This window comes from Mesorhizobium waimense (assembly GCF_003601975.1).
In the GTDB taxonomy this organism is placed as follows: Bacteria; Pseudomonadota; Alphaproteobacteria; order Rhizobiales; family Rhizobiaceae; genus Mesorhizobium; species Mesorhizobium waimense.
This window is the reverse complement of sequence record NZ_QZWZ01000017.1, coordinates 52,303-72,671: the sequence shown is the minus strand read 5'-3', so window position 1 is coordinate 72,671 and position 20,369 is coordinate 52,303. Positions and strand designations below refer to the sequence as shown.

16 protein-coding genes and 1 pseudogene are annotated in these 20,369 nt (G+C 64.1%); 10 read left to right on the top strand and 7 right to left on the bottom strand.

The genetic code is table 11. The annotated features are described in order from the left end of the window. The first annotated feature begins 71 nt into the window (after positions 1-71). Both D3227_RS21595 and D3227_RS21590 read left to right on the top strand, forming a co-directional pair. Complete coding sequence (locus tag D3227_RS21595; protein ID WP_120016334.1) at positions 72-1,658, top strand: ABC transporter permease; 1,587 nt, start codon at positions 72-74, stop codon at positions 1,656-1,658. Next, positions 1,655-2,737 carry an ABC transporter ATP-binding protein gene (locus D3227_RS21590; RefSeq protein ID WP_120016333.1) on the top strand — a complete coding sequence of 361 codons (1,083 nt, stop codon included), beginning with the start codon at positions 1,655-1,657 and terminating at the stop codon, positions 2,735-2,737. The genes D3227_RS21595 and D3227_RS21590 overlap by 4 nt, the downstream gene beginning before the upstream one ends. 29 nt (positions 2,738-2,766) lie before the next feature. Here the strand turns inward: D3227_RS21590 and D3227_RS21585 are convergent, their stop codons facing one another. The 5 genes from D3227_RS21585 to D3227_RS21565 all read right to left on the bottom strand — a co-directional run bounded on the left by D3227_RS21585 (position 2,767) and on the right by D3227_RS21565 (position 8,038). Continuing rightward, positions 2,767-3,570, bottom strand: a complete 804-nt coding sequence (locus D3227_RS21585) for a phosphodiesterase (protein WP_120016332.1) — start codon at positions 3,568-3,570, stop codon at positions 2,767-2,769. 82 nt (positions 3,571-3,652) lie between these two features. Then, entirely contained in the window at positions 3,653-4,753 is a 1,101-nt protein-coding gene (ugpC, locus tag D3227_RS21580) for a sn-glycerol-3-phosphate ABC transporter ATP-binding protein UgpC (protein WP_120016331.1), read from the bottom strand. 19 nt (positions 4,754-4,772) lie between these two features. Then, a complete protein-coding gene (locus D3227_RS21575; protein ID WP_120016330.1) occupies positions 4,773-5,687 on the bottom strand; it encodes an ABC transporter permease subunit in 915 nt (304 codons plus the stop codon). A gap of 7 nt (positions 5,688-5,694) precedes the next feature. Next, the gene (locus D3227_RS21570; RefSeq protein WP_120016329.1) at positions 5,695-6,579 is read right to left on the bottom strand and encodes a carbohydrate ABC transporter permease; all 885 of its coding nucleotides are present in this window, start codon (positions 6,577-6,579) and stop codon (positions 5,695-5,697) included. 106 nt (positions 6,580-6,685) lie between these two features. After that, positions 6,686-8,038, bottom strand: coding sequence for an extracellular solute-binding protein (locus tag D3227_RS21565; RefSeq protein ID WP_120016328.1), 1,353 nt, complete (start codon positions 8,036-8,038; stop codon positions 6,686-6,688). Between the two features lie 487 nt (positions 8,039-8,525). Here D3227_RS21565 and D3227_RS21560 point away from each other — a divergent pair, with 487 nt between their 5' ends. After that, entirely contained in the window at positions 8,526-10,961 is a 2,436-nt protein-coding gene (locus tag D3227_RS21560; RefSeq protein WP_120016327.1) for a sensor domain-containing diguanylate cyclase, read from the top strand. Here the strand turns inward: D3227_RS21560 and tlpA are convergent. Continuing rightward, positions 10,953-11,639, bottom strand: a complete 687-nt coding sequence (gene tlpA / locus D3227_RS21555) for a thiol:disulfide interchange protein TlpA (protein WP_120016326.1) — start codon at positions 11,637-11,639, stop codon at positions 10,953-10,955. The genes D3227_RS21560 and tlpA overlap by 9 nt on opposite strands. 35 nt (positions 11,640-11,674) lie before the next feature. On the opposite strand from tlpA, the gene argH reads away from it, so the two are divergent. From argH to D3227_RS21525, 6 genes and pseudogenes are all read left to right on the top strand, one after another. Next, complete coding sequence (gene argH / locus D3227_RS21550) at positions 11,675-13,075, top strand: argininosuccinate lyase (RefSeq protein ID WP_120016325.1); 1,401 nt, start codon at positions 11,675-11,677, stop codon at positions 13,073-13,075. 88 nt (positions 13,076-13,163) lie between these two features. After that, positions 13,164-13,370, top strand: a complete 207-nt coding sequence (locus D3227_RS21545) for a hypothetical protein (RefSeq protein ID WP_120016324.1) — start codon at positions 13,164-13,166, stop codon at positions 13,368-13,370. 52 nt (positions 13,371-13,422) lie between these two features. After that, on the top strand, positions 13,423-14,691 hold the full coding sequence (gene lysA, locus D3227_RS21540) for a diaminopimelate decarboxylase (protein ID WP_120016323.1): 1,269 nt from the start codon (positions 13,423-13,425) through the stop codon (positions 14,689-14,691). 47 nt (positions 14,692-14,738) lie between these two features. Then, complete coding sequence (locus D3227_RS21535) at positions 14,739-15,680, top strand: threonine/serine dehydratase (RefSeq protein ID WP_120016322.1); 942 nt, start codon at positions 14,739-14,741, stop codon at positions 15,678-15,680. Between the two features lie 113 nt (positions 15,681-15,793). Beyond that, positions 15,794-18,382: a TIGR02302 family protein gene (locus tag D3227_RS21530; RefSeq protein WP_120016321.1), complete on the top strand. Its 2,589-nt coding sequence runs from the start codon at positions 15,794-15,796 to the stop codon at positions 18,380-18,382. Between the two features lie 40 nt (positions 18,383-18,422). Next, positions 18,423-18,697 (top strand): annotated as a pseudogene (locus D3227_RS21525) (transposase); the annotation flags it as partial. A 13-nt stretch (positions 18,698-18,710) separates the two neighbouring features. Here D3227_RS21525 and D3227_RS21520 read toward each other — a convergent pair. Beyond that, a complete protein-coding gene (locus D3227_RS21520) occupies positions 18,711-19,703 on the bottom strand; it encodes an ornithine cyclodeaminase family protein (RefSeq protein ID WP_120016400.1) in 993 nt (330 codons plus the stop codon). A 139-nt stretch (positions 19,704-19,842) separates the two neighbouring features. On the opposite strand from D3227_RS21520, the gene D3227_RS21515 reads away from it, so the two are divergent. Further along, positions 19,843-20,304, top strand: coding sequence for an Lrp/AsnC ligand binding domain-containing protein (locus D3227_RS21515; protein WP_120016320.1), 462 nt, complete (start codon positions 19,843-19,845; stop codon positions 20,302-20,304). Positions 20,305-20,369 lie beyond the last annotated feature (65 nt).

Genomic DNA, 20,369 nt, shown 5'->3' with positions numbered 1-20,369 from the left:
GTTTCCGGCCGCGTTCGGCGTGCCTTCGATGACCTCCGCCGTCAGGTGGAAGCGGCGCGGCGTCCGGCCTGATGCAGTCTGTGGTCGATCTTTCGCGTCCGGGCCTGCCGGCCGGCCCCAAGGCCGGGCATGGAACGCGCCGTCGATCCCTCTCCTGGATCCTGCTCGCAGCCACTCTTGTCTCGCTGCTTGCATTGCTGCCGCTTGCCTTCATCGTGTGGGTCGCGGTGCAGAACGGCTGGGAAACCGCATCGGCGCTGGTCTTTCGTCCACGCGTCGGCGAGCTCCTGGTCAACACCGTGCTTCTGGTGGCGGTGGCGGTTCCGATTTCGATCGTGCTGTCGGTGACGCTGGCCTGGCTGACCGAACGCAGCGACCTGCCCGGCGCACGCCTGTGGGCGTGGCTGTCGGTGGCGCCGCTCGCCATCCCCGCCTTCGTCCACTCCTATGCCTGGATCAGCCTTGTGCCGGGGCTGCACGGCCTGTGGGCCGGGGTGCTGGTTTCGGTCCTTGCCTATTTCCCGTTCCTCTATCTGCCGATCGCGGCCGCACTACGTCGTCTCGACCCCGCGCTTGAGGATGCCGCGGCCGCCCTCGGCCTCGGCCCATGGCGGGTCTTTGCCCGCGTCGTGCTGCCGCAGCTGAGATTAGCCATTTGCGGCGGCTCGCTGCTGGTCGGCCTGCATTTGCTTGCCGAATACGGCCTCTATGTCTTCATCCGCTTCGACACCTTCACCACGGCGATCGTCGACCAGTTCCAGTCGACCTTCAACGGACCGGCCGCCAACATGCTGGCCGCGGTGCTGGTGACGTGCTGTTTCGTGCTGCTCGCCCTGGAGGTGCTGGTGCGCGGCGAGGAGCGCTATGCCCGCGTCGGCTCTGGTGCGGCGCGCCAGCAGCAGCGCACGAGGCTCGGCCGCGCCGCGCTTGCCTGCCTGGCGCTGCCTGCCGTCACCGCGCTGCTTTCGCTCGGCGTGCCTTTCGTCACCATCAGCCGCTGGCTGATCGCCGGCGGCGCCGATGTCTGGCGCCTCGACGAGATCGGCCTGGCGCTCGGCCAGACCCTGTTCCTGGCGGTTGGCGGCGCGCTGCTCGCAACGATAGCCGCCATGCCGATGGCGTGGGTCTCGATCCGCGCGCCGGGTCCGCTGCAGCGGCTTCTCGAAGGCTGTAACTACATCGTCGGCTCGCTGCCCGGCGTCGTCATCGCGCTGGCGCTGGTCACCATCACCGTGCGCATCGCCATGCCGCTTTACCAGACCTTGTTCACCATTCTTTTCGCCTATGCGCTGATGTTCCTGCCGCGCGCCTTGATCAGCCTCAGGGCGTCGATCGCACAGGCGCCGGTCGAACTCGAACGCGCGGCCTCGAGCCTCGGCCGGCCGCCGCTCAAGGCGCTGTGGGCAACGACGATCCGCCTGTCGGCGCCGGGGGCCGCCGCAGGCATGGCGCTGGTGGCGCTCGGCATCACCAACGAACTGACCGCCACCCAGATGCTGGCGCCCAACGGCACCCGCACGCTGGCAATGGCGTTCTGGTCCTATAGCGGCGAGATCGACTATGCCTCGGCCGCCCCTTACGCCTTCATCATGGTGGCGATGTCGCTGCCCCTGACCTGGCTGCTTTACGTCCAGTCGAAAAGGATGGCTGGACGATGAGCTTTCTCGAACTCAGCGGCGTGCAAAAGCATTACGGCCCGGTGGCAGCACTTGCCGGCGTCGACCTTAGCGTCGCCAGCGGCAGCCGCACCGCGATCGTCGGACCGTCCGGCTGCGGCAAGACGACCTTGCTCAGGCTGATCGCCGGCTTCGAGCCCCCCGACCAGGGCCGCATCGTGCTCGACGGCGAGGTGCTGGCCAATGGCGGTGCCGCCGTGCCGGCGCATCGCCGCGGCATCGGCGTGGTGGCGCAGGACGGCGCCCTGTTCCCGCATCTGACCATCGCCGACAATATCGGCTTCGGCATGGCGCGCGGCGCCGACAAGCGCATCGAGCACATCGTCGAGCTTGCCTATATCGTCGGGCTGGACAAGGCGATCCTAAAACGCCGCCCGCACGAGCTATCCGGCGGCCAGCAGCAGCGTGTGGCGCTGGCCCGCGCCATGGCGATGAAGCCCAGGCTGATGCTGCTCGACGAGCCGTTCTCGGCCCTCGACACCGGCCTGCGCGCCTCGATGCGCAAGGCCGTGGCCGAGCTTCTGGAAGCCGCGGGGATCACCACGATCCTGGTCACCCACGACCAGGCCGAGGCGCTGTCCTTCGCCAACCAGGTCGCGGTGATGCGCGACGGCCTGTTCTCGCAGGTCGGCACGCCGCGCGAGCTCTATTTCCAGCCGAAGGACAGGATGATCGCCGAGTTCCTTGGCGACGCCATCATCCTGCCGGCGAGTATTGCGGACGGCTTCGCCACCTCGCCACTCGGCCGCATCGCCGTCGACACGGCAGAGAAGCGCGACGTCGCTCGTATCATGCTGCGGCCGGAACAGGTGTTGCTGAAAAGGACGTCGCGCGAAGGCATGTCGGGCACGCCGGACATGCTATTTGGCGAAGTGACGGAATCCGAATTCGCCGGCTCGATGTGCACCATCGCCGTGCGGCTCCTGAACAGCCCCGATCCGCCGGACGCCGCCGCGATCGGCAACACGCCGCTGATCCTGCGCAAGCCCGGCATGGACGCGCCGGCCCTTGGCGAGATCGTCCGGCTGACGGTTTCAGGCAGGGCGCATGTGTTTGCCTGACTGTCCTGCGCCGGCTGGGGCCGGCACTGCTAGGCGACGAGCTTGCCCGTCGCCGTCGAATAGGTCGGCCATTGCTCGAGGAAATCGCAATTGTGCACGACCACCCGTCGGGCGGCAGCGTCTATGAGCACGATTGCGTAGGTGGGCGGCGCCTGCTCGACCACCTCCTCCCCCACCAGATCGAGCACGAAGCGGGCATGCAGCCCGCGCTGCGCGGTAAACGGGATGCCGGCGACGGTGCCGGCAATGTCGCGATGGACATGGCCGAAGAAGATGTGGCCGACATTGCCGTGGCGCCTGAGCAGATCGAGGAATCGCCCGGGCCGTTCGAGCCCGAGCGGATCGAGCAGCGGCAGGCCGAGCTCGACCGGCGGATGATGAAGGAAGATGTAGGCCTGCCGCCCGGCCGCTTCGCCAAGCCTGGCATCCAGCCAGGCCAGCCGCTGGTCGGATAGCTCGCCGGTGACGCGGCCTTCGGCCAGGCTGTCGAGGAACAGCAGCGAGGCTTCAGGCGTCTCGAAGACCGACTGCACGAAGCCATTGTCGTCGACCGGGTTTTCAGGAAATGCAGCGACGAGGTTGGCGCGCCTGTCGTGGTTTCCCGGCAGCAGCCGGTAAGGCAGGGAAAGCCTGCTCAGAGCCGCCTTGAGATCGGCATAGCTCTCGGCTGCACCGGTTTCGGTCAGGTCGCCGGTGAGGACGCAAAGCGCGGCATCGCCTTGACGGGCGTTGATATGCGCGATGCAGCGGTCGAGCCGCTCATGCAGATCCGCGCCGTAGCGGATTTCGCCCCGCCGGCCGAGATGCACGTCGGTGACCTGGATGATTTTCATTGCGCGGCCCTTCTTCGATCCGACAGGGAGTTTTCTGAACGCCCGGAGAGGGCGGGAATGAGCTTGCGAACTGCCGCGAAGATCAGAGTGCGGGGACCGGCACCGAAGCCTTGAAGACGTCGAGGCGGCTTCCCGTCTCCGACGAGAAGAAGTGCAGGTCGGCCTCGGAAAACTGCAGGCCGACCGCGCTGCCAGGCGCCGGATGGACAGCCTCCGACGTCATCACGGAAAACGCCGCGCCGTCGAGATCGACATAGACGACGCGACCCGCGCCCAGTTCCTCGACCAGATCGACGGTGGCATTGAGCGCGCCCGGCGTGCCGGGAGCGACCAGGCGCACGGCTTCCGGCCGGATGCCGACCGCGACCTTGGTGCCGACTGGCAGGCCGGCGCGCGAAACGGCCAGGCGCCGGCTGCCGCCGAGCAGTGACAGGCCGTCAAGCACGACCTTGCCTTCGAGCATGTTCATCGCAGGCGCGCCAACAAAGGTGGCGACGAAGCGGCTGGCCGGCAGGCTGTAGATCTCGCCTGGCGTGCCGACCTGTTCGACGCGGCCGCCATTCATCACCACCAGCCGGTCGGCAAGCGTCATTGCTTCGACCTGGTCGTGCGTGACGAAGACCGAGGTGGCGTTCAGCCGGCGGTGCAGCTTGCGGATTTCCGAGCGCATCTGCACGCGCAGCTTGGCGTCGAGGTTGGAGAGCGGTTCGTCGAACAGGAACACTTTGGGTTCGCGGATCATGGCGCGGCCCATGGCGACGCGCTGGCGCTGGCCGCCCGACAGCGCCATCGGCTTGCGGTCGAGCAGCTGTTCGAGCTCCAGGATGCGGGCGACTGCCTGGATGCGCTGGGTGCGCTCGGCGGTGGGAACGCCGGCGACCTTCAGCGAATAGCCGATATTCTGCGCCACGCTCATATGCGGATAGAGCGCATAGTTCTGGAACACCATGGCGCAGCCGCGCTCGCGCGGCTCGAGCTTGTTGACCACGGTGCCGTCGATGGCGATCGTGCCGCCGGAGATCTCCTCCAGCCCGGCAATCATCCGGAGCAGCGTGGACTTGCCGCAGCCGGATGGGCCGAGGATGACGACGAATTCGCCCGACGTGATGTCGAGGTTGACGCCATGCACGACCTGCATTTTGGCGTAGCTTTTGTAGACGTCGCGAATGGTGATGGAGGCCATCGACCGTCTCCTTGTGAAATCACTTTTCAGTGGCGATCAGGCCGCGCACGAACCAGCGCTGCATGAGCACGACGACCACCAGTGGCGGCAGCATGACGATGAGCGTGCCGGCCATGGCGATGTTCCATTCCGGTATGCCGCCGACATTCGGGATCAGCTGCTTGAGTTCGGTCACCGCCGTCGCATGCGACTGATCGGTGGTGATGAGCAGCGGCCACAGATACTGGTTCCACGCCCACAGGAACATGATGGTTCCGAGCGCCGCCATGTTGTTGCGCGACAGCGGCAGCAGGATGTCGATGAAGAACCGCACCGCGCCGGCGCCGTCCATGCGCGCGGCTTCGGTCAGCTCATCCGGTACCGTCAGGAAGAACTGCCGGTAAAGGAAGGTCCCGGTGGCGGTGGCGATCAGCGGCAGGATCAGTCCGGTGTAGGAGTTGAGAAGGCCAAGGCTGAGCGAAACCTGGACGCCCGAGATTTTTTCGATCAGCCAGCTGAGCCCGGTCAGGTCGAGGATGGTCTGGTAGGGGGACAGCACATTGGCGACGACCGCGTAGGTCGGCACGATGCGCACTTCGAGCGGCAGCATCAGAGTGATGAAGACCAGCCAGAAGATCAGCATGCGGCCGGGATAGCGGAAGTAGACGATCGAGAAGGCGGTAAGCGCCGAAATGATGACTTTGCCCGCCGCGACGCCGGCCGACATGATGAAGCTGTTGAACAGCTTGGGGCCGAGGTCGGCTGTCGTCCACGCGGTCTTGATGTTGATCCAGAAATCGCTGCCCGGCAGCAGCGACATCGGCACATCGTTGACGTCCTTTAGATTGTGCGACGCGGCTATCACCACGATCACGAACGGTGCGACGCAAAACACGAAGCCTAGGAACAGGATCACATGCGTCAGGAAATTGAGGATCGGGGTGCGCTCGACCATGGCCGCCTCAGCGATAATGCACGCGCCGCTCGATGAAGCGGAACTGGAAGATGGTCAGCACGATGATGAGCAGCATCAGGATGATGCTCTGCGCGGCCGCGCCCGAATAGTCGAGGCCCCTGAAGCCGTCGGAATAGATCTTGTAGACCATCAGGTTCGTCGCGTTGGCCGGTCCGCCCGATGTCATGATGTCGACGATGCCGAAGGAATCCTGGAAGCTCTCGGTGATGTTGATGACCAGCAGGAAGAAGATGGTCGGCGTGATCAGCGGAAACTGGATATCCCAGAACCGCCTAATGACACCCGACCCGTCCATCGCCGCCGCCTCGATCAGCGAACGCGGGATGGCCTGCAGGGCTGCGAGGAAGAAGATGAAATTGTAGCCGACATATTTCCACGAAAAGGCAACGATGATGGAAGCCATGGCATCGGTGCCGTCGAGGCCAGGGTCCCAGAAGCCGGGCCAGACCTGGTTGACGACCGCCATGAAGCCTGCTTCCGGCGCCAGGATGAAGCGGAAAGCCATCGCCAGTGCCGGCGCGGCGATGCCGTAGGGCCAGATCAGCACGACGCGATAGAGCCGTGAGCCGGCAAGCTGCCGGTCCGTCAAGGTGGCCAGCACCAGGGCGATCACCATGGCAAGACCGGTGCTGATCCCGGCGAAGGTCAGGCTGGCCGTGATCGAGTTCCAGTAGTCGGCGTTGGACAGTATCGACCGGAAATTATCGAGCCCGACCCAGATGTTGCCGCCGCCCCAGGGCTGTTGCAGCGTCAGCGACCAGTAGACCGCCTGGCCGGCCGGCCAGTAGAAGAAGGTGAAGATCAGGATCAGCTGCGGCACTGCGAACAGGATGCCGATCGACCATCTGCTGAAAGTGACGCGTTTTTCCATCGATCCGCCGACGCCGTTGAACCGCCAGCCCGCTTTCCCGAGATGAGACTAGATTTGAAATGGCCGCCCGTCGATTCGCGGCGGGCGGCCGCGGCAATACCTGAAATCAGGGCAGCGTCTTGTTCGGATAGGTCTGCTGGAAGCGGTCGAGGATCGCGTCGCCATTCTTGACCAGCGTGTCGATGCCTTCCTGGACGCTGACCTTGTTGGCGAAGATCGCCTGCATCTGCGTGCCGAATTCAGCGCGGATCTGGGTGAAATTGCCGAGACGAATGCCACGAGTGATTTCGGTCGGCTCCGAGGCCGTCAGGCTGGCGATCGCGGTTTCGCGGCCCTTGTAGGGCGCCTTGTCATAGAAGCCCTGGGCTTTCATGTAATCGAAGCCTGACTTGGTCACCGGAATATAGCCGGTGTTGGTCGACCAGAACAAAGCGGTCTTGGGATCGTGGATGAAGTTGAGGAAAGCGGCCGCGCCCTTGTACTCGGCATCCGACTTGCCGGACAGCACCCACAGCGAGGCGCCGCCGACCAGCGAATTCTTGCGCTCGGTGCCGGCATAGACCGGCAACTCGGCAACGTCCCAGTTCATGCCTTCCTTCTGCGTCTTGCCGACCGTGCCGTGGTCGCCGACCGAGGTCATGATGACCTCACAAGTACCGGACGCGAAGGCCTGCACCATGTCCTGGCCGAGATCCTTCGACTTGATCTTGATCAGACCGGCGTCATACCACTTCTTGAGATCGGTGACGTACTGAACGAACTTGGTCTTGTTCATCTCGAGGCGGGCGTCGAGCCCGTCATAGCCGTTATTCTTGGTGGCGATCGGCTGGTTGTGGAGCGCCGAGAACTGCTCCATCAGCTGCCAGCTTTCGTTGGCCGAGATGTTGATCGCCATCGGGCATTCATAGCCCGCGTCCTTCAGGGCCTTGAGGTCGGCGCCGACATCTTCCCAGGTCTTCGGCGCCTCGGACTTGCCGATCTTGGCGAAGGCGTCCTTGTTCCAGTACATCAGCGGGGTCGAGGAATTGAACGGGAAGGACAGCATCTCGCCTTTCGAGGTCGCGTAGTAGCGGGCGATGCCGGGGAAATAGTCGCTGTAGTCGATCTTGTACCCGTTTTCTTCCATCAGCTTGTCGGCCGGCTTGTAGGCACCCGACAGCATCATCGTGGCGGTGCCGACGTCGTAGACCTGCACGACGGTCGGCTGCTTGCCGGCGCGGAAGGCGGCGATGGTGTTCTGCAGCGTGGCGTCGTAATTGCCCTGGCTGGTGCAGACGACTTCATAGTCGGCTTGCGATGCGTTGAAGTTCTTGCATAGCGTATCGACGACGCGTGCGAGGTCGCCCGACAGGCCGAACCAGAAATCGAATTTGACCGGTTCCGCGGCGGCCGGCTGTGCCAGCGCGAGGCCGAGAACGCCAGCGGCAAGGGCAGCTAAGCCCTGCTTGATGATCGACATGGATATGATTCCCTCTTGAGTGGCTGATGACATCAGGCTTTGCGCAAGTCCTTTGCCGCTCTCATAGAGAAGGTATGTGACAGTTCTGTTGTGCCTTTTCAGGCCTATGGACAGCCAGTCTCTCCTCCCCTCGACGGCACGCCGGCATGAAAACCGTCACATCGGCGCTCCAGGTAGCTAGGGCGCCGCGGAGCGGCGTAAAGGCCCGAGGAAAAGAGTGATTATCCAGCTAATTAGATGGATGAAATGCTGGCCTCCGAGCTGTCGACCTGCCTAACCAGCGGCGCGAGGCCGGCCATCCCGCCGTTCTCGCGGCGGTGCTGGCGGATGGCCGGCCGACCGCTCGGGTGAAGCAGCACCGAAATTGCCCTCCGATACAACCCGGCACAGCACGCTGCGGTTGCATGCGCAATAACTGTTTCTTCAACCGTGGAGCCCTAATCAATACCATTGCCTTGATTGTTGCGGGAAGATCAGGTGAAGCGAGATGTTGACTGTCTATAATTGTATCGTGCACGAACACGATCTGAGACTGGTTGCACTGGCGGCGCTTATTTGTGGCATCTCTTCCTTTTCCGCGATCAATCTGCTTCGCCATGTCGACCGGTCGACCAACAGAAACCGCTACGCCTGGCTGATGATTGCCGCCACGTCGACCGGGTTCGGAATCTGGGCGACCCACTTCATCGCCATGATTGCGTTCTCACCGGGAATACCGAACGCATACAATGCGGAACTTTCCGTGCTTTCGCTTGCCGCCGCTGTCATACTGACCGCCGTCGGCATGTGGATCGCCACCTTGCGCGGCGGCATCGATCACTACCTTGTCGGCGGCGCTGTGCTCGGCGGCGGCATCGCCACCATGCACTACACCGGCATGGCGGCGTTCGAGGTGCAGGGCCGGATCGTCTGGGATCAGCTCCTCGTCGCCGTCTCGCTGGTAGCTGGCGTCACGCTTGCCGCACTCTCGCTTCTCGTCGTGCTGCGCCGGCCCTCGACATCAGGGACGATCGCCGCCGCCGTGCTTCTGACGCTGGCGATCTGCACTTTGCATTTCATCGCCATGGCCGCGGTTTCGATCTATCCGGATAGCTCCATCGAAATATCCCAATACACGGTCGAACCGATGTCGCAGGCCTTCGCCGCCGCGGCGGTCAGCCTGGTGATCCTCGTGCTTTCGGCCGCGGCACTCTGGATCGATCTGCGCTTCCGCCGTCACAAGGTCGAGGCCGAGCGCATGCATGGCCTGGCCAACGCCGCCGTGGAAGGCCTCATCGTCTGCGACGGCACCCGCATCGTCAGCGCCAATGACAGCATCGCGGCACTGACCGGCATCGCGCCCGGCACGCTGAACACGATGCTGCTCGGCGACCTGTTCGGCGAGCGCGCTGCGTCGAGCATGGTCGAAGGACAGGCACAGGAAGCCGAACTGCGAAGCCACGACGGCACCCACATACCCGTGGAGCTGATCGCCAGAAGCATCGACTATTGCGGCAAGCCTCACAATGTGGTCGCCGTTCGCGACATACGCGAACGCAAGAAGGCCGAGCAGGAGATCGTCCGCCTGGCTCATTTCGACCCGCTGACCGGGCTTGCCAACCGCCGCAGCTTCACGGGCCGCCTCGAAGCCGAAATTGACGCAGCGGGCCGAAGCGGCAAGGGCGGCAATCTCGCGCTGCTGCTGCTCGACCTCGATCGGTTCAAGGAAGTGAACGATCTCTTTGGCCATGCCGCCGGCGACGCCATGCTGCAAAGGGTTGCGCAATGCGCCTCCGCCGTGCTTCGCCACGGGCAGATGCTGGCGCGCCTCGGCGGCGACGAGTTCGCCATCATCGCGCCGAACCTTCCCGATCCCCAGGCGGCGGGCCGCATCGCCGAGGCGGTGCTTGCCGCCATGCGCGAGGAGAACAAGCTGTCGCCCGGCGGCGGCCTGGTCTCGGCCAGCATCGGCATCGCTCTGTACCCGCTCGACGCGGACGAACAGGCAGCTCTCGTCAGCCATGCCGACACGGCGCTCTACCGCGCCAAGGCCGAGGGCAAGGACACCTACCGCTATTTCGAGGCCTCGATGGGCGCCGAGGCACGCGACCGGCGGGTGCTGGAACATGATTTGCGCCAGGCGGTGGCGCGCAATGAATTTCGCCTCGTCTATCAGCCGCAGAAGGAAATCAGCAGCGGCAGGATGATCGGCTTCGAAGCCCTGATCCGTTGGCAGCATCCGCAGCGCGGCGAGGTTTCCCCGGCCGTGTTCATCCCGGTGGCCGAGGACAGCGGCGCCATCCTGCAGATCGGCGAATGGGTTCTGGCGACGGCCTGCGAGGAAGCCGCCCGCTGGAAGAACCCGCTGACCGTCGCCGTCAATGTTTCGGCCGTGCAGCTGCACAATCCGAACTTCAGCCGCAAGGTGCACGAAGTCCTGCTTCGATCCGGCCTGGCGCCAGGCAGGCTCGAGCTGGAGATTACCGAAACCGCGCTGGTCAAGGACATGCCCCGCGCGCTGGCGACATTGCGGCAGGTCAAGGCGCTCGGCGTCCGCGTCGCCATGGACGATTTCGGCACCGGCTATTCCTCGCTTTCCAACCTTCGTGCCTTTCCCTTCGACAAGATCAAGATCGACGGCTCTTTCATCAAATCCGTCGACAGGAACGGCCAAGTCGCTGCGATCGTTCGCGCCGTGCTGGGACTGGGTCGCGGCCTAGGCTTGCCTGTCCTGGCCGAAGGCGTCGAGACATTGGGCGAGCTGCGCTTTCTCGACGCCGAAGCCTGCGAGATCGGGCAAGGTTTCTATCTTGGCAGGCCTAGCCCGATCGAGACGTTCGGCGAACTGACCGGCGTGACCGGGCCAGCGGTCAACGACGACGCCAGGCAACGCGGCGGCAGCATCCTGATGCTGGAGCCGGCCGCGGCGCTGCGCTCAATCTGACGGGCCAAGTGCGGCTTCGACCAGCCGCTTTGCGTCAGGGCTCGACCATTCGGCGGGCCCGTTCATATGCGCGATCAGGCAACCTTCGCCATCGATCAGCATCGTCACCGGCAGGCCCAACGCCAGGCCGCGCTTCTTGACGTCGTTGAACAGCCCCATCGTCGAATCCCGGTAGTAGCCGAGCGTCTCGATGCCGATATCGCTGAGAAACTTCTTCGGCTTGGCGTCGTCGCCGGTATCGACATTGACCGCGACGACCTGGAAGGCATCGCTGCCCTTTTCCTTCTGCAGCGCATCGAGTGCCGGCATCTCGGCACGGCAGGGTGCGCACCATGTCGCCCACAGATTGAGCAGCAGCGTCTTTCCGGCATGATCGGCTAGCGTCATCGGCTTGCCGTCGGGGTCGTTGAAGGCAAGGCTTTTCAGCGATTGCGGCGGGTCGGCCGGCAAAAGTGCTGCGACCTGGCCGGTGGCGGCAGCCGCAACCTTCCTGGCTCGGTCGGCCTTTGCCGCGCAGACGGCATCGTCCTTGCCGTCGCCGGCAGCGACTTGGTGCGCGGCGTTGTTGCCAGAACCGCTCTCGCTGACATATACCGCGACCGCGCCGGCCAGCACGCCCGCCACCAAGGCGGCGAGGATGAGACGCGGGGCCGGGAATAATCTATTGCCGTCTGCCATTTTCTTAAAACTGCTCCGGAGCACGGGTTATAGCGATGAGCGACAAGAAGGCCAGCAACCAGATGTGGGGCGGACGTTTTGCCTCGGGTCCGGCCGCGATCATGGAAGCGATCAACGCATCGATCTCGTTCGACCGCAAACTCTACGCGCAGGACATCAAAGGCTCGATCGCGCATAGCGAAATGTTGGCCGAAACGGGCATTATTTCGGCGGCCGATCAAGAAAAAATCGCTCACGGGCTGAACACGATTCTGAAAGAGATCGAGGCCGGCAGCTTCGAATTCTCGACCCGGCTGGAAGACATCCACATGAATATCGAGGCTCGCCTCGCCGATCTGATCGGCCCGGCCGCCGGCCGCCTGCACACCGCTCGTTCGCGCAACGACCAGGTGGCGGTCGACCTCCGGCTTTGGGTCAAGGACGAGTGCTTGCGCGTCGCCGAAGCGCTGAAGGGGCTGATCGCGGCCTTCCTGGAGCGGGCCGAGGAGCACGCGGCAACCGTGATGCCGGGCTTCACCCACATGCAGGCCGCGCAGCCGGTGACTTTCGGCCATCACTGCATGGCCTATGTCGAGATGTTCTCGCGAGACCTGTCGCGTGTTCGCGACGCCATCGAACGCATGGACGAAAGCCCGCTCGGTGCGGCAGCGCTTGCCGGCACCAGCTTTGCCATCGACCGCCACCAGACCGCCAAGGCGCTCGGCTTCCGCGAGCCGATGCGCAATTCGCTGGACAGCGTTTCGGACCGCGATTTCGCGCTCGAGTTCCTGGGGCTGGCAGCGATCTGCGCCACGCATCTGTCGCGGCTGGCCGAGGAGATCATCATCTGGTCGACGCCGCAATTCGGCTTCGTCCGACTGTCGGATAGTTTCTCCACCGGCTCCTCGATCATGCCGCAGAAGAAGAACCCCGACGCCGCCGAACTGGTGCGTGGCAAGACCGGCCGCGTCACCGGCCATCTGGTCGGTCTGCTGACGGTCATGAAGGGCATGCCGCTGACCTATGGCAAGGACATGCAGGAAGACAAGGAATCCGTCTTCGACGCTGCCGAAACGCTCGACCTGATGCTGGCGGCGATGACCGGCATGGTGCGCGACATGACGGTGAATGCCACCGCCATGAAGAAGGCGGCCGGCTCCGGCCATGCGACCGCGACCGACCTTGCCGACTGGCTGGTGCGCACGCTCGGTCTCCCCTTCCGCGAAGCGCATCACGTCACCGGTCGCGCGGTGGCGCTGGCCGAGGAGAAGAAGGTAGGGCTGGAGAAGCTCTCGCTCGAGGATCTGCAATCGATCCATCCCGGCATCACCGCCGACATTTTTTCGGTGCTGGCCGTGCAGAACTCGGTCAAGAGCCGCGTAAGCTTCGGCGGCACCGCGCCATCGGAAGTGAGGAAGCAGATCCGCTACTGGAAAAAGCGGCTGGCCAAGGCGTGACCTCGGCAGCGGCCTGATTTGCCGGGGTGCAAAGGCCCAAAAATTTCGCTAGAAGCAGGCAACGGATTTTTCTCGGACGGATGGATCGATGACCGGAAGCAGGATTTTGGTGACGCTGACGTTGCTGGCGGCGATGGCAGCCGTGACGGCCTGCGGCAGGAAGGCCGGCCTCGACACCCCTTACGAGGCCGCCGTGCAGGCCCGCAAGGACGCCGAGAAAGCCAAGCAGCCCGTGCCGCCGGAGCCGGAAAAACCGGTCGAGGACAAGAAGTTCATTCTCGACCCGCTGCTCTAGAGCCGATGAGATCACCCGATCTCATCGTGCTCCAACTTCCGGAACCACTCTCGTGAACCATTTCGACTACCGCGACGGCGTGCTCTACGCTGAGGACGTGGCGATACCAGATATCGCCGCAAGTGTCGGCACGCCGTTCTACTGCTATTCGACGGCGACGCTGACCAGGCATTTTCGCGTCTTTGCCCAGGCCTTTGCCGGGCTCGACGCGCTGGTCTGCTATGCCATGAAGGCGAACTCCAACCAGGCGGTGCTGCGCACGCTGGCCAGACTCGGCGCCGGGGCCGACGTCGTGTCGGAGGGCGAGTTGCGCCGCGCGCTGGCCGCCGGCGTCCCGGCCAGCAAAATCCTGTTTTCAGGCGTCGGCAAGACCGCGCGTGAAATGGATTTCGCGCTTTCAGCCGGCATCCTCTGCTTCAATGTCGAATCCGAGCCCGAACTCGAATTGCTTTCCGCCCGCGCCGCGACACTCGGCAAGGTGGCGCCGGTCTCGCTGCGCATCAACCCGGATGTCGACGCCAGGACCCACAAGAAGATCTCCACCGGCAAGGCCGAGAACAAGTTCGGCATTGCCTGGCAGAAGGCGCGGCAGGTCTATGCCCACGCGGCAGGCCTGCCGGGCATCAAGGTCACCGGCATCGATACCCATATCGGCAGCCAGATCACCGAGTTGCAGCCCTTCGACGATGCCTTTGCCCTGCTCGTCGATCTGGTCGGCGCGCTGCGCGCCGACGGCCATGCGATCGAGCATGTCGATCTCGGCGGTGGCCTCGGCATTCCCTACCGCGTCGACAACAGCCCGCCGCCACTGCCCGACGCTTATGCCGAGATCGTGCGCAAGCATGTCACCAAGCTCGGCCTCAAGGTGATGTTCGAACCGGGCCGCCTGATCGTCGGCAATGCCGGGATCCTGGTCTCGGAAGTGATCTTCGTGAAGGAAGGCGACGCCAAGAATTTCCTCGTCGTCGACGCCGCCATGAACGACCTGATCCGGCCGACGCTCTACGACGCCTTCCACGACATCAGGCCGGTGGTGCAGCAGCCGGCGGCGGCACCGCGCATGACGGTCGACGTGGTCGGCCCGGTCTGCGAGACCGGCGACTATATCGGCCTCGATCGCGACCTGCCCAGGCTGAAGGCCGGCGACCTGATCGCGATTTCCACCGCCGGCGCCTATGGCGCGGTCCAGGCCGGAACCTACAACACCCGGCTCCTGGTGCCGGAAGTGCTGGTCGACGGCGACCGTTTCCATGTCGTGCGCCCGCGCCAGACCTATGACGAACTGATCGGACTGGATTCGGTGCCCGACTGGTTGAAATAGGCCGTCGTCCCGAAACGAACGTCCGCTTCGATCCCGAGGAGCAAGCCATGGCCGACGGCATCTTGATCACCCGCGAACGCATTGCCGCGATGGAGCCGCGCATCCGTCCCTTCGTGCGCCACACGCCGGTGCTGCGCGTCGACAAGGCCGATTTCGGCCGCTCGCCCCTGGCCGTCGACCTCAAGCTCGAATGCCTGCAGCACTCCGGCTCGTTCAAGGCACGCGGTGCCTTCACCAACCTCCTCGAACGTCCCGTGCCCGCGGCCGGCGTCGTCGCCGCGTCGGGCGGCAATCACGGCGCGGCGGTCGCCTATGCCGCCATGCGGCTTGGCCACAAGGCCACCATCTTCGTTCCGGAAGTCAGCCCGCCGGCCAAGCTCGACCGCATCCGCGGCTACGGCGCCGAACTGATCGTCGGCGGCGCCCGCTATGCCGAGGCACTGGCCGCCAGCGAAAGCTTCGCCGAGAAAACCGGCGCGTTGCAGATCCACGCTTTTAACCAGGAGGAGACGCTGGTCGGGCAAGGCACGCTCGGTCTCGAAATTGAGGCCGACCTGCCCGAGATCGACACCTTGCTGGTCGCCGTCGGTGGCGGTGGCCTGATCGGCGGCATCGCCGCCTGGTTTGCCGGCCGCATCAGGATCGTCGCCGTCGAGCCAGAAGGCGCGCCGACGCTGCATCTCGCCTTCGAGGCCGGACGGCCCGTCGACGCGCCGGCCGAAGGCATCGCCGCTGATTCGCTGGCGCCGAAGCGGGTGGGTGAAATGATGTTCCCGATCGCCGAGGCCTATGTCGAGCGTTCCCTCCTGGTCAGCGACGACGACATCATCGCCGCCCAGAAGGCGCTGTGGGATCGGGTGCGAATCATCTCCGAGCCGGGCGGTGCGGCGGCCTTCGCGGCGGTTCTGTCCGGCCGCTACCAGCCAGCGCCGGGCGAGCGTGTCGCGGTTCTGGTGTGCGGTGCGAACGCCAATCCCGCAAAATTCTGACCATAACCGGTCAAGAATTCTTCTCGTTTTCGGAACCGCCTCGCCTTTGCCGTGTTTGCTGGTAAACTTCGACTCGTGAGGTTCGGGCTATCCCGCCCGGACAGGAAGGGCCGATGACGGAACGACCCACTTCCAGCGGCGATCGCGGACTGGCCGGGCGTCTTGCCTTGAGCCGGCTGGCGACGCGGGTCGCAATGGTTGTCGAACGCGGCTGGCCATTACTTCTGCCGCTGATCATTGTCGCCAGCCTGTTCCTCAGTGTTTCATGGCTCGGCCTGTTCCCGCTTCTGCCCGATCTGGCACGCATCGGCCTCCTTGCGGCGTTCGCCATCGCTGCCCTTGCCGCCCTCTATCCGCTGCGTTTCTTCCGCCTGCCGTCCGCCGCCGAGATTGATCGGCGCATCGAAGCGGCCAACGAGCTTCTGCACAGCCCGGTTCTGGTGCAGACCGACCGGCCGAGCGGCCGCGATAGTATCTTTTCGCAGGCGCTGTGGCGCGAACACCAGAAACGCATGGCGGAGCGGCTGGGCAACCTTGGCGCCGACCGGCCGCGCACACGCGTGCCGGAGCGCGACCGCTGGGGCCTGCGCGCCGTGGCGTTGCTGTTGTTGGTCACCGCCTTCGCCTTCTCCTTCGGCCCCTCCGGCGGCACGTTGAGTGACGGCTTCGTGGCGCGCGCGGCGCGCGACACTGTTCCGCCGCGCATCGATGCCTGGGTGACGCCGCCTGCCTATACCGGCAAGCCGCCGATCTTCCTCACCGCCGACGCCAACCAGGCCGCTCCCACCTTCACCGTTCCGCAAGGCAGCGATGTCTCGCTGCGCGTCACCGGCGGCTCGGGCGAGGAAACGCTTGCCTACGCCGACAAGAATGGCAATGCCCGCGCCATAGACCCGGCCGGGCCGCAAGCAGCCAAGCCCGTGGCGAACACGGCGGCGCCCAAGGTGCGCCAGTTCACCGGCAAGCTGACCAGCGACGGCACGCTGACTTTGAAGTCGGGCGAGGACGACCTCGGCCAATGGGCCTTTGCGGTGATCCCGGACAAACCGCCGACGATCCGCTTCGTCGGCGAACCCAAGCGTGCTGTCAACGGTGCCTTCGAGCTCAACTACCAGATCGACGACGACTATGGCGCCGCCTCCGCCAAGGCGGTTTTCGTGCCCGCCGACCCGCAGGCGCCGAATGCGCATCCGCTCTATGGCCCGCCCGATCTGCCGCTAGTGCTGCCGCGCCGCGGCGGCAAGGGCAATGCCGCCAAGACCAGCAAGGACCTGACCGAGCACGTCTGGGCCGGTAGCAACATCAAGCTGACGCTCGTCGCCACCGACGACGCCGGACACACCGCAAGCAGCGAAACCAAGACGCTGGTGATGCCGGAACGGCCCTTCTCCAATCCGCTGGCGAGAGCCGTGATCGAGCAGCGCCGCATGCTGGCGCTCGATGCCAATGCCAAGCCGCGCGTGCTCGACCTGATGGATGCCATCACGCTGCGCCCCGAAGACACCTTCGACAATATGGCACACTACCTCGCCATCATGAGCGCCCACAGCCGGCTGAAGATGGCCGGCAACGACGACCAGTTGCGCAACGTCGTGTCCTATCTCTGGGAGATCGCGCTCGGCATCGAGGAAGGCAATCTGTCGGCGGCCGAAAGGCGGCTGCGCCAGGCACAGCAGGCGTTGCAGGACGCTATCAAGAACGGCGCCAGCGACGCAGAGATCGACAAGTTGATGAAAGAACTGCGCGAGGCGATGAACCAGTTCCTGCAGGAGTTTGCCGAGCGCGCCCAGCAGAACCCGAACGCACCGCAGATGCAGCAGAACGGCCAGGAGCTGCGCCAGAGCGACATCGATCGCATGATGGACGAAATCGAGAACCTGGCCAAGTCCGGCGACCGCGACCGCGCCCAGCAGCTTTTGTCGGAATTGCAGGACATGATGAACAACCTGCAGGCCGGCCGTCGCCAGCCCGGCGGCGAGCAAGACAGCGAGATGCGCCAGCAGATGGACAAGCTGGGCGAGATCATGCGGCGCCAGCAGGAGATGATGAACGACACCTTCCGCATGGACCAGATGCAGCGCGGCCAGCGCCAGCGTGGCGAGAACCGCGACGAGCAGCTTGGCGAAAACGGCGGCGGCGAGGATGAGGGCAAGCCCGGCCCCGGCGACGACCGCGATCCGCTCGCCCGCCCGAAGCCGATGACGCCCCAGGAATTCGCCGATGCGCTGAAGCAGCTTCAGGAAGGCCAGGGCAAGCTGCAAGGCGACCTCGAGCAGCTGAAGAAGGGGCTGGAAGGCATGGGCATGCAGCCCAGTGAGGGATTTGGCGAGGCAGGCAAGTCCATGGGCAATGCCGAACAGGCGCTCGGCGAGGGCGAGGGCGACCAGGCCGTCGGCCACCAGGGCCGCGCGCTGGAGGCGCTGCGCAGGGGCGCCAAGGACATGATGAAGCAGATGCAGGCCATGCAGGGCGACGAGGGCGGCAGCGAGCAGGGCGGGCGCCAGCAGAACGCCGACCGCGACCCGCTCGGCCGGCCGCGCGCCACAAGGGGTCCCGATGACGGCACCGAGGTGAAGGTGCCCGACGAGATCGACGTCCAGCGCGCGCGCCAGATCCTGGAAGCAATCCGCAAGCGGCTCGGCAATGCGCTCAGTCCCGACATCGAACGCAGCTATCTCGAACGGCTGCTGGAACTGAAATAGCGGATCCTGCCACCCCAATCTCCTCGAACGGTCGCAACGCCTGCCCGCAGACGTCGTCATGGCCGACGCCGCCTGTGGCCGCAACAGGCTGCGCGAGGCGATCGCCCGCAAGCGCGCGACTGCCGTCATCCCAAACAACCCGTCCAAAGCCCGCAAACACCCCTCGATAGTCACCTCTATGCCCAGAGGCATCTGATCGAGTGCTGCTTTTCGAAACTCAAGCAGTCCAGGCGCGTCGCTACACGCTTCGAGAAGACGGCGAGAAATTACCTCGCCGTCGTCACCATCGCAGCAACCGTCCTATGGATCAGATAACAGTCCACGCCACCTAGAGAGAAATAGCATGGCCCGCACCCAGGCGTTTGGCCTCGCGGTAAGCGAGGTCGGCTGCCACCATATCTTCCATGGCGACGCCCATGGCCTTGTAGATTGTGATCTGCTGATCTGACGTGCGACCTGGTCGCTGTCCCAGTAACATGGCACCAAGATCGGTGCCTGCCTCGGGATCAATATTTGCAAGTTCGCAGCAACCCACGGGTGTTGGCGAGAAGGAATCCCGCGTTTCAACGAAGAGGTTGCCGCGAGCGATCAAATCGATCGGAAGTTCGCCGCCGGGTGGCGCGACACCAACCGAGGAAACGTGCGTTCCTGGTTGAACCCATTCTGCGGATATCACTGGGACGTAGGAGTGCGTCGCGAGACACACGACATCTGAAGAGCGTACCGCGGCCTCGAGGTCCTCGACGGCGGTGATACCGGAATGACGTGAAGCCAGCGCCTGCGCATCAGCAAAATCCTTCGAGAAAACTCGGATTTCCTGGAAATCCCGAACGAGCGACAACAGGTGAAGGTGCTGGCTGGCTTGAACGCCAGCGCCCACGACGGTCGCGACCTTGGCATTGCGCCTGGCGAGCTCTCGTACCGAGAGGACGGCCGAGCCGGACGTGCGTACGGCCGTGATGTAGGTGCCATCCATAATGCAAACAGGCATTCCTGTTTCTGGATCGAAGAGATGTATTGTTGCGAGGTGACTTGGGATGCCCCGGGCGATATTGCCTTCGAACACGTTGACCAGTTTTACGGTCAAATGCATGCCCTTCATCCAGGCCGGCATCGCCAACGAATAGCCTGCATTCGGAATATCGAGTTGTGGCCGCGCTGGATTGACGACACGGCCGTCGGAAAGCGCTTTGAACCCGTCCGCTAGCGCGTCGAGCAGCTTACGCAGGTCGATACATTTTTTGATCTCCGCTTCGCTCAGCGAGAGAATCTTGATCTCACCCTTTGCGTGATTGCTCGAGGCAGGTCGTGTGCTGTCCATGATGTTGCTTGCCTTCGTTCCGGTTAGGCGTTCTGTGCTTTTCCAACCGTATTGCGGCAACTGGCGTGATGAAATATATCAATTTCGAACTCTTTGCGTGATTATCGCAAATTCAGACCCAAGAAAGTGTGAATCCGAAATGAACGATCTGGACCGTATCGACCGGATGCTGCTCGGGCTATTGCAAGAAGATGGTCGCCGGACGGTACTTGACCTCGCCCAACGCGTTGGACTGTCACCGACCGGCGCATCACAGCGCATCAAGCGCCTTTTCAGTGAAGGCTTTATCCGCGCAGTGCGTGCTGTGCTGGAGCCCTCAAAGATAGGACGCGGCACGCTCGTCTTTGTCGAGGTAAGGCTCGATCACACCGCGCCGCACGTCTTCGATCGCTTTGCCGAGGCTGTTGCGAAGGCACCCGAAATTATCGAATGCCATATGGTGATTGGTGGTTTCGACTACCTGGTCAAAGCACGAATAGCTGACATGGCGACGTTTCAGGAATTCCTGCAGCGGGTGATTCTGCCGCTTCCTGGTGTCAGGGAAACGCACACTTACGCATCAATCGGTGATGTGAAGCCTGACGCATTGTTGCCGCTTTGACAGCTCCGGTTTTCTGGACCGGTTGGGGCTGGAAAATTCCAGTCTAGACGGAGTTTTCGGCATGA